Below are 13,894 nucleotides of genomic sequence, written 5' to 3'. Positions count from 1 at the left end.
TATATTGCTTAATAATTAACAATTTTTATATTGATAATCATTAATTAACTTTGTCATGGTGATTTGGGCATTAATTTTGTTCATATCTAAAGACTTTCAAACAAAAAATTAAATTGTCTGTTATACAGCGCACTCATAGCCTATGCAAACACGTTACTTATTTATATTGAAATACATATTACCAGTTACCGATCTTTTAATGGTCAATCTGGTGTATTTTTTAGCGTTCCAATTTACAGGTTATCTTGGAAAATCCTTAAGTTCCGAATTGCAATGGCATTATGTAGTGGTTTGCAATTTAATTTGGATTGTAAGTACCACTAGTTTTGGTTTATATACCGAATATGGATCAAGACGTATCGAGAGAATTTATCGTGGAACCTGGAAAAGTGTAGTTTTACATGCGGTTCTATTTGCTGTCTATCTATTCTTTTCAAAGCAAAATGAATTCTCCAGGTCATTCTTAGTGGTCTTTTATGGAATGCTTGGCATATTGTTCCTGGTGAATCGCTTCATAGGGACTTCTTTTCAGTTTCTATTATTTAATCATCTGAGAGGGGTTAAGTCTGTCGCAATTATGGGGAATAATGCGACTGGTTTACAATTGGCAGGTTATTTTGAAAAACAGCGCTATATTGAATTTCATGGTTTTATCAACGATGTGCCTGAAGAATATCGCGATCGGGATGGACACCTTTCCGAAGCCGTAGGTCGACAGTTTAAACAAGCCGTAGACAAAGGGATTAAAGACATCTATGTGACCATCGCACCAGAGCGTATGGGAGATATGTTATTATTAACGGAGGAGGCGGAACGTCAGTGTGTAAGGTTGAAATTCATTCCCGATATCAGCGGCGCCCTTTTATCACCTTACACGGTGAGTTATTTAGGGAATGAATTTCCGGTAATTTCACTTCGTTCCGAACCCTTAGAGAAAATTCACAACCGTTTCAAGAAACGTGTCATTGATGTAGTTTTTAGTGGACTAGTGATTCTGTTTGTCTTAAGCTGGTTATATCCAATCATTGCACTATTGATTAAGTTACAGAGTAAAGGGCCAGTGCTGTTTAAGCAGTTGCGTAGTGGTCGGGATGATGAGCCTTTCTGGTGTTTCAAATTTAGAAGTATGCGCATGAATGCCGATAGTGATAAAAGACAAGCGAGTAAGAATGATGACCGCATTACGCCAATTGGCAAATTTTTAAGGAAATCAAGTCTTGACGAACTGCCACAATTTTTCAATGTTTTCATGGGGCACATGAGTGTTGTCGGACCACGCCCACATATGTTAAGCCATACGGAACAGTATAAAGGAATCGTAGACCAATTTATGGTACGTCACTTTCTTAAGCCAGGTATTACGGGTTGGGCGCAGGTAAACGGTTACCGTGGTGAAACCAAAGAAGATTATAAGATGGTGAAGAGGGTGGAACACGATATCTGGTACCTGGAAAACTGGTCGGCTATGCTGGATGTGAAGATTATCTTCATGACCGTGATCAACATGGTAAAAGGCGAGGAGAATGCATTTTAAAATATGACAAGACCAACATTAGTAATACTGGCTGCAGGAATGGCGAGCCGATATGGAGGGAATAAGCAGACAGAGTCTTTTGGGCCAAATGGGGAAACCATTATGGAATACTCTATTTATGATGCCATCAAAGCCGGATTCGGTAAAGTAATTTTCATCATTAGGGAAGAATTTCATAAGGCTTTTGCAAAATCAATGGAAGCGAAGTTAAACGGTAAGATAGAGCTCGACTATGTATTTCAATCGTTAGATAGCTTTAGCAATGGGATTCAATTTAATCAGGATCGTGTCAAACCGTTCGGCACAGCTCATGCATTGCTCTGTTGCAAAGGTAAAGTGAATGAGCCATTTGCAGTAATTAATGCAGATGATTTTTATGGTTTTGACGCCTTTCAACAGGCTTATCAATTTTTGACAACAAAAATTGCTGACGGCAAATACGCATGCCTGGGTTATGCACTAAAAAATACGGTAAGTGAATTTGGTGCGGTCACCAGGGGTGAAATTAAAACCAATACTCATAACGAAATTGTTTCCATCAAAGAAAGAAGAGAAATCATTTTAAAAGATGGCAAAATCGTAAGTCTTGAAAATGATCACCAGGAAATCCTGGATCAGGATACGCAGGTAAGCATGAACTTTTTCTGTTTTGATCCAACATTTATTAATTGGATGGAAAAACAATACTATCAGTTTTTGGAAGAAAATAAGAATGAGCTTAAAGCAGAATTCTTAATCCCGGAAGTAGCAGATCAGATGATCAAAAGTGGAAACGCCGCAATCTCAGTAATTCCTACGGATGCGAAATGGTTTGGGGTAACGTTTAAGGATGATGCGCCAATAGTAAAAGAAGAGTTGTTGAAACTGACACATGAGGGAGTTTATCCTGAAGTTCTTTGGAAAGAAGCATTAGTTAATTAAGTTTGCTTTTTAAGTCGTTAAACATATATAGTATTAATCCTGCGCAAGCGGGATTTTTGCGTAAACAGCCAGGCCTGATGATCGAATTTTCCGTTTCCCGTATAATTTCCGTTCTTTTGTAACCGGTACATAAACAATATCCATGAAAAAAATCTTACTACTCGTTCTTTTGGCTATCTCAATCAGCCGGTTAAGTGCACAATCGCAGTATCAGCCTTATTCTTATCAGTTTTACCAGAAGTTAGGCGCAGAAATCTACAATCCAGAAACGCGTTTTCATAGTTCTCTAAAGCCTTTCTTTATTGATGACAGTTTGATCGTGAAGAAAGCGAGTATGTTATTGAGTTATAACGGAGATTCGAGCCGCAAATCATGGGGTGGCCGTAAGCTTTGGCAGGAACATTTATTAGATATCAAGAAAGAAGACTTTACGGTATACGCAGACTTCCTTCCTGATTTCCAGATTGGGAAAGACTTCTCCGGTAAACAGAATGTTTGGCTAAATACCAGGGGATACCAGGTGGGTGGAACAGTAGGAAAGAAGTTCTCCTTCTACACCAGCGGTTATGAGAACCAGGGACAGTTTTCTCAATATTATAACAACTATGTAAATAGCACCGGAGTAGTACCAGGGCAATCCTACAATCGCGCGTATGGTTTCAACGGCGGCAAAAGCTCGCTTGACTGGTCATACGTTACCGCGACTTTATCTTATACACCGATTAAATATCTAAACATTACTGCTGGTTACGATAAAACCTTTATTGGTGATGGTTATCGCTCGATGCTATTATCTGATTTTTCATCGCCAGCACCATTATTGCGTTTAACGGCTAACCTGGGAAATGTGCAATATATGGCCATGTGGACATCTATGCAAGATCCTGGGGCACCTAAATTATCATACGATGCCGGAAACAGAAAGAAGGGTGGGGTATTTCATTATTTAGACTGGAATGTGAACAATCGTTTATCAATCGGTTTCTTTGATTCAATCGTTTGGTCGCAATATGATGATGAAGGTAACAAACGTGGGTTCGACTGGGGCTACGCCAGTCCGGTTATATTTTTGCGTCCTGTAGAAGCTTCAAGTGGCTCACCGGATAATGCTTTAATCGGTTTTACCAGTAAATATAAATTCTCAAAAGAACTGGTGGCTTATGGCCAATTTTCTTTAGATGAATTTGAAGCTAAGAATTTCTTTTCTTCATCAGGTAGCTCCCGTAATAAATATGGCTGGCAGTTAGGGGTGAGAGGGGCAGATGTATTTAAAGTTGCTGGTTTGAATTACCTATTGGAATATAATACCGCCAAACCCTATACTTATTCGTCAAGAACACGGATCGGCAATTATGCCAACTACAATGAACCTTTAGCGCATCCACTGGGTGCAAACTTCAGGGAAGTAGTGGGCTTGTTAAACTATTCATACAAACGTTTTGATTTCAGTGGCGAGTTGATGTATGCGAAATATGGTTTGGATGCTACCGGTCAGAATTATGGCAAGAACATCTTCGAGCCCTACACCGATGTAGTACAACCGAATGGCAACTATACCACACAAGGCGTAAGAACGGATCTGGTTTACGCGGAGGGTAGAGTTGCTTACGTAGTGAATCCTAAATATAACCTGCGTTTAGAACTAGGTGGTATTGTAAGAAGGGAAAGCAATATGCAGGGTAAACAAAATACCGGCATCATCACTTTCGGTTTACGCAGTTCGTTTAGAAACTTGTATACCGACTTTTAATCCCCTTTTACATTCAACATTTTATCAATCATTTAATAGCAATATGAAAATAGCCGTAATAGGTACAGGATATGTAGGTTTGGTTACAGGAACCTGCCTTGCAGAGACTGGTAACGACGTGATTTGTGTAGACATTAACGAAAGTAAGGTGAAAAAGATGCAGGATGGGGAAGTGCCCATTTATGAACCTGGTTTGGATTTACTTTTTCACCGCAACATTGCGCAGGGCAGGCTTACTTTTACTACCAACCTGGCTGATGCGGTAGCGGCTGCACAGATTATTTTCATGGCATTGCCAACGCCTCCGGGTGGGGATGGTGCAGCAGATTTGTCTTTTATATTGGGTGCTGCCAAAGACATTTCAAAACTGATTACAGAATATAAAATTATCGTAAACAAATCGACAGTTCCGGTGGGGACTGCAGATAAAGTAAAAGCGGTATTTGAAGCCCACAGCAACATTGAAGTGGATGTGGTATCGAATCCGGAGTTCTTGCGCGAAGGGGTAGCTGTGGATGACTTCATGAAACCTGATCGCGTGGTGTTGGGCACCAGAAGTGAAAAAGCCAAAAAGCTGATGACTGAACTTTACGGTCCTTATGTGCGCCAGGGAAACCCAATCCTGTTTATGGATGAACGTTCTTCAGAGCTGACCAAATATGCAGCAAACTCATTCCTGGCTACAAAAATTACCTTTATGAATGAGGTGGCCAACTTATGCGAACTGGTAGGGGCGGATGTCGACGCGGTGAGAAAAGGCATTGGTTCGGATGAGCGCATTGGCAAAAGGTTCCTTTTCCCGGGCGTAGGTTACGGAGGCTCCTGTTTTCCTAAAGATGTGCAGGCACTGGTAAAATCATCTGATGATTATGAATACGATTTCCAGATCCTGAAATCGGTGATGGAAGTGAACGAGAGACAAAAGACCATATTGGTAGATAAGGTTTTAAAATATTACAAAGGCAACGTACAGGGCAAACATTTTGCGTTATGGGGACTGGCATTTAAACCGGAAACCGACGATATCCGTGAGGCTCCTGCTTTATACATCATCGATGCGCTGGTGAAAAACGGGGCTACGGTTACGGTATTCGATCCGGAAGCCATGGAAAACGTTCAGGCGGTGATTGGTGATAAGGTGAACTATTCGCAAAGCCAGTATGATGCCCTTGAAGGTGCCGATGCGCTTTTGATCGCTACGGAATGGTCGGTATTCCGTAATCCGGATTTCGAAAAGATCGATCAGATTTTAAAAAATAAGGTGATTTTTGATGGCCGTAATTTATACGATTTACAGAAGATGATTGACCTGGGTTATTATTACAATAGCATTGGCCGTAAACTGATTGATTAACATGGCGCGCAAAAGAATATTAATAACAGGAGCTGCCGGATTTTTAGGCTCGCACTTATGCGACCGCTTTATTGCGGAAGACTACCATGTGATTGGCATGGATAACCTGATTACAGGTGATCTGGCCAATATTGAGCATTTGTTTAAACTGGAGAACTTTGAGTTTTATAACCACGATGTTTCCAAGTTTGTACACATCCCCGGAAACTTAGATTATATCCTTCATTTTGCTTCACCTGCAAGTCCGATTGATTACCTTAAAATTCCGATTCAGACCCTGAAGGTAGGTTCTTTAGGCACGCATAATTTGCTCGGTTTAGCGAGAGCCAAGAAAGCGAGAATGCTGATTGCTTCCACTTCAGAAATTTATGGCGATCCAAATGTAAACCCTCAGCCAGAGGAATACTGGGGCAATGTGAATCCGGTTGGTCCGCGTGGGGTATATGATGAAGCCAAGCGTTTCCAAGAAGCCATTACGATGGCCTATCATACCTTTCACGGGGTTGAAACCCGGATCGTGAGGATCTTTAACACCTATGGCCCGCGCATGCGTTTAAATGACGGTCGGGTGTTGCCTGCCTTTATCGGTCAGGCTTTAAGAGGTGAAGATTTAACGGTGTTCGGCGATGGCAGCCAGACGAGGTCTTTCTGTTATGTAGATGATTTAATCGAAGGGATTTTCCGCCTCCTGATGAGCGACTATGCACAACCGGTAAACATCGGTAATCCGGATGAGATTACCATCCAGCAGTTCTGCGAGGAAATCATCAAGCTTACTGGTACTAATCAGCAGATTGTGTACAAAGAACTTCCGCAAGACGATCCGAAACAACGCAGACCAGACATTACCAAAGCGAAAGCCATCCTGGGGTGGGAGCCTAAGGTAGGCCGTGCCGAGGGACTAAAAATTACCTATGATTATTTCAGGTCTTTACCTGCTGAAGCCCTGGAGAAAATAGAGCATAAAGACTTCACCACTTTTAATAAATAAGTGCCTCCTTCCCGGGCAACCGGGAAAGGAGCATGCTTCACTGCCTGCCCAGGCAATCGGGATAATGCTATATGTAGTTTGGATACATCGAACTGATCTGTCCTTACATTCCTTACTCCCTGCCCAGGCAATCGGGATAATGCTATATGTAGTTTGGATACATCGAACTGATCTGTCCTTACATTCCTTACTCCCTGCCCAGGCAATCGGGATAATGGTAGATGTAATTTGGGTTTATCGAACTGATCTGTCCTTACATTCCTTACTGCCCGCCCAGGAAACCGGGTTAATACTATATGTAGTTTGGGCGTATCGAACTCATCTGTCCTTACATCCCTTACATGTTAAAAAACAGTAAAATTCGGAAAAAATAGATTTTAGATCGTGTGAAATCTCAGGTGTTCTAAAATGTCTGAGGTGGTAAAAACCCGCGACAACCCTTACCCCACCAACGTATTCGTTACCCTTTTTGTCCCTACTTTCTTAACCGCACTAACAATCGCTTCTTTATCGTAACCACACTCTGCCCATAGCTCCGGTTGCTCACCATGCTCAATGAACTGATCGGGGATACCCAAACGCACCACATTAGCGCTGTACTGGTGATCGGCCATAAACTCAATTACCGCTGAGCCCATACCACCCGGCAGTGAACCATCTTCTACAGTAATTACATGTTTAAATTTAGAGAAAACTTCATGAAGCATTTGCTCATCTAGAGGTTTTACGAAACGCATATCGTAATGTGCCGGATATAAACCTTCGCTGTTTAATTCAGCGGTAGCTTCTACGGCGAAATTCCCTACGTGACCAAGGGTCAGGATAGCGACTTCTTCACCATCTGAGATTTTGCGGCCTTTACCAATTTCCAGCGCTTTGAAAGGACGTTTCCAGTCGGGCATCACGCCATTACCACGAGGGTAGCGGATTACGAATGGTCCGATGTTATCCTGCTGGGCAGTATACATCAGGTTGCGCAGCTCTTCCTCGTTCATGGGAGAGGAAACAATCAGGTTCGGGATGCAGCGCATGTAAGAAATGTCGTACGCACCATGGTGGGTTGCACCATCAGCACCAGCTAAACCTGCACGGTCTAAACAGAATACCACGTTCAGCTTTTGAATGGCCACATCATGGATCACCTGATCATAGGCGCGTTGCATAAAGCTGGAGTAAATATTACAGAAAGGTACCAGTCCCTGCGTGGCTAAACCAGCAGAAAAAGTGACGGCATGCTGCTCGGCAATACCCACATCAAATGCCCGTTTAGGCATGGCCTTCATCATGATATTTAAGGAAGAGCCTGAAGGCATGGCGGGGGTAATGCCTACGATTTTAGCATTGGCTTCGGCAAGCTCCACCATCGTATGGCCAAATACATCCTGGTATTTAGGCGGCTGAGGCTTATCGGGAATACTTTTTTTGATTTCGCCGGTAATTTTATCGAACAAACCTGGGGCGTGCCAAATGGTCTGGTCTTTTTCAGCAAGTGCGAATCCTTTTCCTTTTACCGTTACGCAGTGTAACAGTTTCGGTCCTGGTATCGCAGATAAATCTTTGATGGTTTGCGCCAGGCGTTTGACATCGTGCCCATCAACCGGACCGAAATAACGGAAATTAAGCGCTTCGAAGAGGTTACTTTGTTTAAGTAAAGTCCCTTTGATGCTTTTTTCTATTTTCTTCACGTACTTATGTGCATTGGGGCCCAATTTAGAGAGGCCTGCAAGTACGGTAGAAATATCATCCCTGAATCGGTTGTACGATTTGGAGATGGTAATGCTGGTTAAATATTCTTTTAATGCACCTACGTTAGGGTCGATAGACATGCAGTTATCGTTTAAGATCACGAGCACATTGCTGTTTTCGATCCCGGCGTGGTTGAGTCCTTCGAAAGCCAGTCCGGCAGTCATGGCACCATCGCCAATGATGGCTACATGCTGCCTGTCGGTTTCGCCTTTAAGCTGAGACGCCACAGCCATACCCAGCGCAGCCGAGATGGAAGTAGAAGAGTGACCTACACCAAAGGTATCATATTTACTCTCAGAAATTTTCGGGAAACCACTGATGCCTTTGTAAACGCGGTTGGTATGGAACAAATCGCGTCGGCCGGTCAGGATTTTGTGTCCATAGGCCTGGTGACCAACGTCCCACACTACTTTATCGTAAGGGGTGTTTAATGCATAGTGTAAGGCTACTGTTAGCTCCACAACACCTAAGCTGGCACCGAAATGGCCGCCATTCACACTCACGATATCAATAATGTATTGACGTAACTCTTGGCTAATTTGCACTAAGTCTTCTTCACTATACTGCTTTAAATCAGCGGGATAGTTAATGGTAGATAATAGGGGGCCAGCTTTAACTTGCATTCAGTATTATAGTAAAAAACAAGATACAAAGTAAGGTATTTTTATGTCAAGTATCAAGTATTAAGTAGCGAGTATAAAGCTGAGCAGAAAACGACTTTGAGCAGCCAAAATATAATATTGTTAATCCTTAACACTATTGCTATTTTTGTTTTGCATGCCAGACTCCAATTTTGAAATCAAACTTCCTGTTTTTGAAGGCCCCTTCGACTTGCTCTTATTCTTTATTGAGCGGGATGAGCTGAACATCCAGGATGTGGAGATTGCGAAGATCACCAACGATTTCCTTGCTTATATTCACCAGTTGCTTTCCCTCAACGTGGAAGTAGCCAGTGAATTTATATTGGTAGCGGCAACCCTGATGCGCATTAAGTCGAAAATGCTGTTGCCCCGCATGGAGATTGATGAATCGGGTAATGAGATTAATCCGGAGCAAGACCTGATTGCCAGGCTGATCGCCTACAAGCAGTTTAAGTCGGCAGCGGAAGAGATGAAGGTTTTTGAAGAAGCGCGCTTGCAGCAGGAGCGCCGCGGAAACATTGAATACGATTTAACGCTGGCTGCGGAGTCATCTTCCCATCAGGATGAGTTGCTTTCGCTGGATTTATATAAGTTGCTCACCGTATACCACCGTACGATGCAGAAGTATGAGTTGCGGAGTGAGGAAGTGAAGCACACCGTAGTGCAGTACCCTTACACCATTGAACAGCAGAAACATTTTATCGCCAACCTGCTCGACATCAATAAACAAATCGACTTTGCCCTGGTGCTGAAGAACTCTGAAAACAAAGTGCATTTCGTTTATAACTTCCTGGCGATTTTAGAGATGCTGCAACAGCAGATTGTCGAGATCAAGATCGGGAGTGGATACAATAACTTTTTAGTGTCGGGCGTCTAGTATCAAGTAGCAAGTTGGTTTGCTGAGTCTGAAATAAAATGCCTACTTTTGCGAAAATAATACAAACCTTATATAATAGGATGACACGCGACACCAAAATTTTTGACCTCATTGATCAGGAGCTAAACCGCCAGGAGCATGGTTTAGAGCTTATCGCATCAGAAAACTTCGTAAGCAAGCAAGTAATGGAAGCTGCTGGTTCAGTACTCACCAACAAGTATGCTGAAGGCTTACCTGGAAAGCGCTATTATGGCGGCTGTCAGGTAGTGGATGTGGTAGAGCAGATTGCAATCGACAGGGCAAAAGAATTATTTGGTGCTGCATGGGTGAACGTTCAACCACACTCAGGTGCGCAGGCGAATGCAGCCGTAATGTTAGCGGTTTTGCAACCAGGTGATAAAATTTTAGGATTTGATCTTTCTCATGGTGGTCACTTAACCCACGGTTCTCCGGTAAATTTTTCTGGTAAAACCTATCAGCCGTTCTTTTATGGTGTAGACAGGGAAACCGGATTAATTGATTATAAAAAACTGGAAGAGGTGGCTTTGGCAGAAAAACCAAAGTTGATTATTTGCGGTGCATCTGCTTATTCACGTGAGTGGGACTATGCTTTCATCCGTTCAGTAGCGGATCAGGTTGGTGCTTTGGTACTGGCTGATATTTCTCACCCAGCAGGTTTAATTGCTAAAGGATTGTTGGCTAACCCGCTTCCACATTGCCATATTGTTACCACAACTACACATAAAACTTTACGTGGTCCTCGTGGTGGTATGATTATGATGGGACAGGATTTTGAAAACCCATGGGGATTAAAAACGCCAAAAGGTGAAGTTCGTTTGATGAGCAGCGTATTGGATATGGCAGTTTTCCCGGGTACTCAAGGCGGACCACTAGAGCATATTATTGCTGCAAAAGCCATTGCTTTTGGTGAAGCTTTAAGTGAAGAATACGGAACATATATTAAACAGGTAGCGGCTAATGCGCAGGCAATGGCGAAAGCTTTTGTTGCTAAAGGATACGGAATCATTTCTGGTGGTACGGATAACCACTTGATGTTAATTGATTTACGTAATAAAAACATCACAGGTAAACTGGCAGAAAACGCTTTGGAAAAGGCTGAAATCACGGTGAACAAAAACATGGTGCCTTTTGATGATAAATCACCATTTGTAACTTCGGGTATCCGTGTGGGTACCGCTGCAATCACAACCCGTGGTTTAAAAGAAGCGGAAATGGAACAAATCGTTGATTTAATCGATCAGGTGTTGACCAATCCGGAAGATGAGGCAAACTTAAATGCAGTAAAAGCTGAGGTGGTTAAGCTGGTAAGTGCATTTCCATTATATAAATAGCATAAAAAGTAAAGGGCCGATACTCTTTGAAGAAATATCGACCCTTACCATCTAAATTAACGCTCTCAATTATATAAACGAAAACTAAAGAGATTTTGTTTTCATAAAGTGAAAAAAAATTAATATTTCTGATAACAGCCTAAAGATGAAGGGAAAATCCTGTCAGCCCCATTGATGTCTTTATTCAAATAAGTGCTGAAATAATAATCACCAGACAGGTCTACCCCTTTTCTGATGGCGACACTGGTAATTGATATATTGAAGTTGCCTGAAACAGGACTTACAAATTGCGGATCGGTATTGATAACATTATTGTTTGTACTGAGCGCAGCATTGGTGGTGCGGATTAAATTGTTCATGATTACCGATTGAATAACGGCGTTACTCTTTTTCTGAATGTCTATTTCATTGCTGAGGGATCCCCAGATGATATTATTGGTCAGGTTGATTTGGAGGTTGTTATAGGCGTTGGCCGATAGATAGTCAGAAAAGGTCAACGCGGCATTTTTTCTCGGAAAATCGGGATTGTATCCTGCAAAGCTGTTCTGTTTAAGGTTATAATTGCCTCCGCCAACGGCGTAAAGAATATAATTTCCACAGTTATACATGAGGCAATTGAATGCGTTAAGTTCGGAGTGATAACCGATATAAGCTGCTACCTGCATGTTTTTAATGATCGTGTTAGCTAAAATAAGCTTAGCATTGGTGTTTTGCGACAAAGAATCGGACGTGATGCCAACCGATGCATTTTTAATCACTGCATTTTTAATAAGCGCATTGCCTGATGGTTTTAAATGAACGCCCTGCCACTGGCCAGCCTGTTCGCTATATATACTTTCAAGCCGGTCGCTGCAAAACATTATAGGCGCGGCAATGGAGCCGTTTACATTTAAGACCCCTTCAACATTCAGCGTGGCGTCTTTATGAAAGTAAATTTTAGCACCGGCTGAAACATTTACCTGGCTTCCTTTTGTAATTGTCGGACTTCCACTGATCACGTATGGGAGGGTGTTTGTCCAGTTTACATTGCCGCTTAACGTTCCGCCATTGATAAAAACAGCGTTTTGTCCGTAAGCCAGCAGTTGCAATGCCTTTTTATTCCCGTTATAATTAATGATGATCGAATCCTGTACGAGAAAGGGCAAGGCCGTTGATTTGGGGTCGATGGTTACTTTCACAAAGATGTTGATGGAGTCGCCACCGTTGATGATCAGGTTTTGTTTCAGATTAGTTGATTCACCATTAATGTTCAGGTGATAGGAAGATGATGTCCCGCCGGAGAGTTTGATTTGTCCAATGTTTAGTGCGCTTCTGTTGGGATTTGCGATTTTGATTCTTTTAGTTGTTGAGCCGATTGTTGTAAACAGGGTGTCGAATAACAGGCTGTCGTTCGCAAAGGTCAGCATGGCGTTGGGATCGGTTGTAATGCGTTCATCTTTCCTGCAGGAAGCAAGGAAAAAGATAGTGATGATCCAGGTGCAAATGAGCAGACGCATACTCCAAACTTATGTATTTGTTCTATGTATTGCAATAGGTAGATGCTTATTCTGCAAAAGCGATTGCTGCAACACTTACCTTTGCAGCACCATGGCTTAACATCAGGCTGGCACAGGCTTCTAAAGTTGCTCCTGTGGTAATCACATCATCCACCAATAAAATGTGTTTGTTTAAAAACAGCGTAGAATCTTTAGTGGTAAAAACCGACAGCATATTTTCATAACGGTTATACCTGCTTTTTTTAGTCTGACTTTCAGTAGCTACGTTCCTGATCAGTGCATTTTCACAAACGCTAACATTTAATGCGGCTGAAATTCCCTGAGCGATGAATGTACTTTGGTTATAACCCCTGCTCCGGAGTTTTTTTGCATGAAGTGGTACGGGTACGATCAGGTCGATATCTGCATACAGTTGATTTGCCTTAAGCCGATCGCCGATTAAAGTTCCCATCACTGTGCCTACTTCTGTTTTGGCGTTATATTTCAGGGCATGAATCAGGTTTTGTGCTTTTGATCCTTTTCTGAAATAAAGCATGGCCATGGCAGCATTTAAGGGAACCCGACCCCAGAACTGCTTTGCGACCCGGTTTTCGTTGTACAGGTGATAGTCGGTATAAGGCAGGTTGTAAAGGCACTTGGTGCAAATCAAATTTTCGTTATGATAAAGGGGGATTCCGCATGCATTACACAGATTCGGAAACAATAGGTTAAATAAGTCTGAGCTCCAGCGCTTTATTGCTAACATGTAACTAATTTAAGGTTTTAACCCTAAAGGTGCAATAGGTGTTTGGTTCGTGTTTCGCAGTACCATTGCACTTAACAGATAGGTACCACAAAGGAACAAGGTAGGGACAAGAAAGGAACATGCTAGGATAAAGTTCCTATAAAAGTGCCATCTTATAGGCTTCAAGGCCGATTTTGGGTGCTTTTATCCTAGCGGAATGCTGGAAACGGGGTTTTGTGAGTTTGATTTTGGGGTTTTAAGCTATTGATTTGGGTTTACCTTTTGTGTCATGGGTCCGATGTACGTGAACCAGGGAATAGAGCGCTTAAATGATTATCCCACAAAGACACAAAAGGACAAAGGAAAGTGAAGCTTATATATAGTGGTCTTTTCCTGCCGGGGCCTGCAAACAACCTAAAGCGATAAATGTTTTAATGGCGGTTAAATTTTTCTGCTTGAAAAACAGTGTTTTAGGAGAAAGAAGAAGTTTAAAGCTAAAATATATTTT

10 protein-coding genes are annotated in these 13,894 nt (G+C 42.2%); 7 read left to right on the top strand and 3 right to left on the bottom strand.

Going from position 1 to position 13,894, the window contains the following annotated elements; translation table 11 throughout:
- Positions 1 to 166: 166 nt before the first annotated feature.
- The 5 genes from AB669_RS18225 (at position 167) to AB669_RS18205 (ending at position 6,550) form a co-directional block, all read left to right on the top strand.
- Positions 167 to 1,534 (top strand): undecaprenyl-phosphate glucose phosphotransferase, encoded by a 1,368-nt coding sequence (locus AB669_RS18225; protein ID WP_231582713.1) that lies wholly within the window; start codon positions 167 to 169, stop codon positions 1,532 to 1,534.
- Positions 1,535 to 1,537: 3 nt separating this feature from the next.
- Positions 1,538 to 2,455: a sugar phosphate nucleotidyltransferase gene (locus AB669_RS18220; protein WP_047800796.1), complete on the top strand. Its 918-nt coding sequence runs from the start codon at positions 1,538 to 1,540 to the stop codon at positions 2,453 to 2,455.
- Positions 2,456 to 2,597: 142 nt separating this feature from the next.
- Positions 2,598 to 4,205, top strand: coding sequence for a hypothetical protein (locus AB669_RS18215; RefSeq protein WP_047800795.1), 1,608 nt, complete (start codon positions 2,598 to 2,600; stop codon positions 4,203 to 4,205).
- A 43-nt stretch (positions 4,206 to 4,248) separates the two neighbouring features.
- Positions 4,249 to 5,559: a UDP-glucose/GDP-mannose dehydrogenase family protein gene (locus AB669_RS18210; protein ID WP_047800794.1), complete on the top strand. Its 1,311-nt coding sequence runs from the start codon at positions 4,249 to 4,251 to the stop codon at positions 5,557 to 5,559.
- 1 nt (position 5,560) lies between these two features.
- The gene (locus tag AB669_RS18205; RefSeq protein WP_047800793.1) at positions 5,561 to 6,550 is read left to right on the top strand and encodes a UDP-glucuronic acid decarboxylase family protein; all 990 of its coding nucleotides are present in this window, start codon (positions 5,561 to 5,563) and stop codon (positions 6,548 to 6,550) included.
- A gap of 440 nt (positions 6,551 to 6,990) precedes the next feature.
- Here AB669_RS18205 and dxs read toward each other — a convergent pair whose 3' ends face one another.
- A complete protein-coding gene (gene dxs, locus AB669_RS18200; RefSeq protein WP_047800792.1) occupies positions 6,991 to 8,919 on the bottom strand; it encodes a 1-deoxy-D-xylulose-5-phosphate synthase in 1,929 nt (642 codons plus the stop codon).
- Positions 8,920 to 9,073: 154 nt separating this feature from the next.
- Between dxs and AB669_RS18195 the strand changes: the two genes are divergently transcribed.
- On the top strand, positions 9,074 to 9,814 hold the full coding sequence (locus tag AB669_RS18195) for a ScpA family protein (protein ID WP_047800791.1): 741 nt from the start codon (positions 9,074 to 9,076) through the stop codon (positions 9,812 to 9,814).
- Positions 9,815 to 9,894: 80 nt separating this feature from the next.
- Positions 9,895 to 11,166, top strand: a complete 1,272-nt coding sequence (gene glyA / locus AB669_RS18190) for a serine hydroxymethyltransferase (protein WP_047800790.1) — start codon at positions 9,895 to 9,897, stop codon at positions 11,164 to 11,166.
- 119 nt (positions 11,167 to 11,285) lie between these two features.
- Here the strand turns inward: glyA and AB669_RS18185 are convergent, their stop codons facing one another.
- Both AB669_RS18185 and AB669_RS18180 read right to left on the bottom strand, forming a co-directional pair.
- Positions 11,286 to 12,662, bottom strand: coding sequence for a hypothetical protein (locus AB669_RS18185; RefSeq protein ID WP_047800789.1), 1,377 nt, complete (start codon positions 12,660 to 12,662; stop codon positions 11,286 to 11,288).
- A 46-nt stretch (positions 12,663 to 12,708) separates the two neighbouring features.
- Positions 12,709 to 13,407, bottom strand: a complete 699-nt coding sequence (locus tag AB669_RS18180) for a ComF family protein (RefSeq protein ID WP_047800788.1) — start codon at positions 13,405 to 13,407, stop codon at positions 12,709 to 12,711.
- Positions 13,408 to 13,894 lie beyond the last annotated feature (487 nt).

The organism is Pedobacter sp. BMA, from assembly GCF_001027745.1.
Classification (GTDB): Bacteria; Bacteroidota; Bacteroidia; order Sphingobacteriales; family Sphingobacteriaceae; genus Pedobacter.
This window is presented reverse-complemented; position numbering and strand designations above follow the sequence as displayed.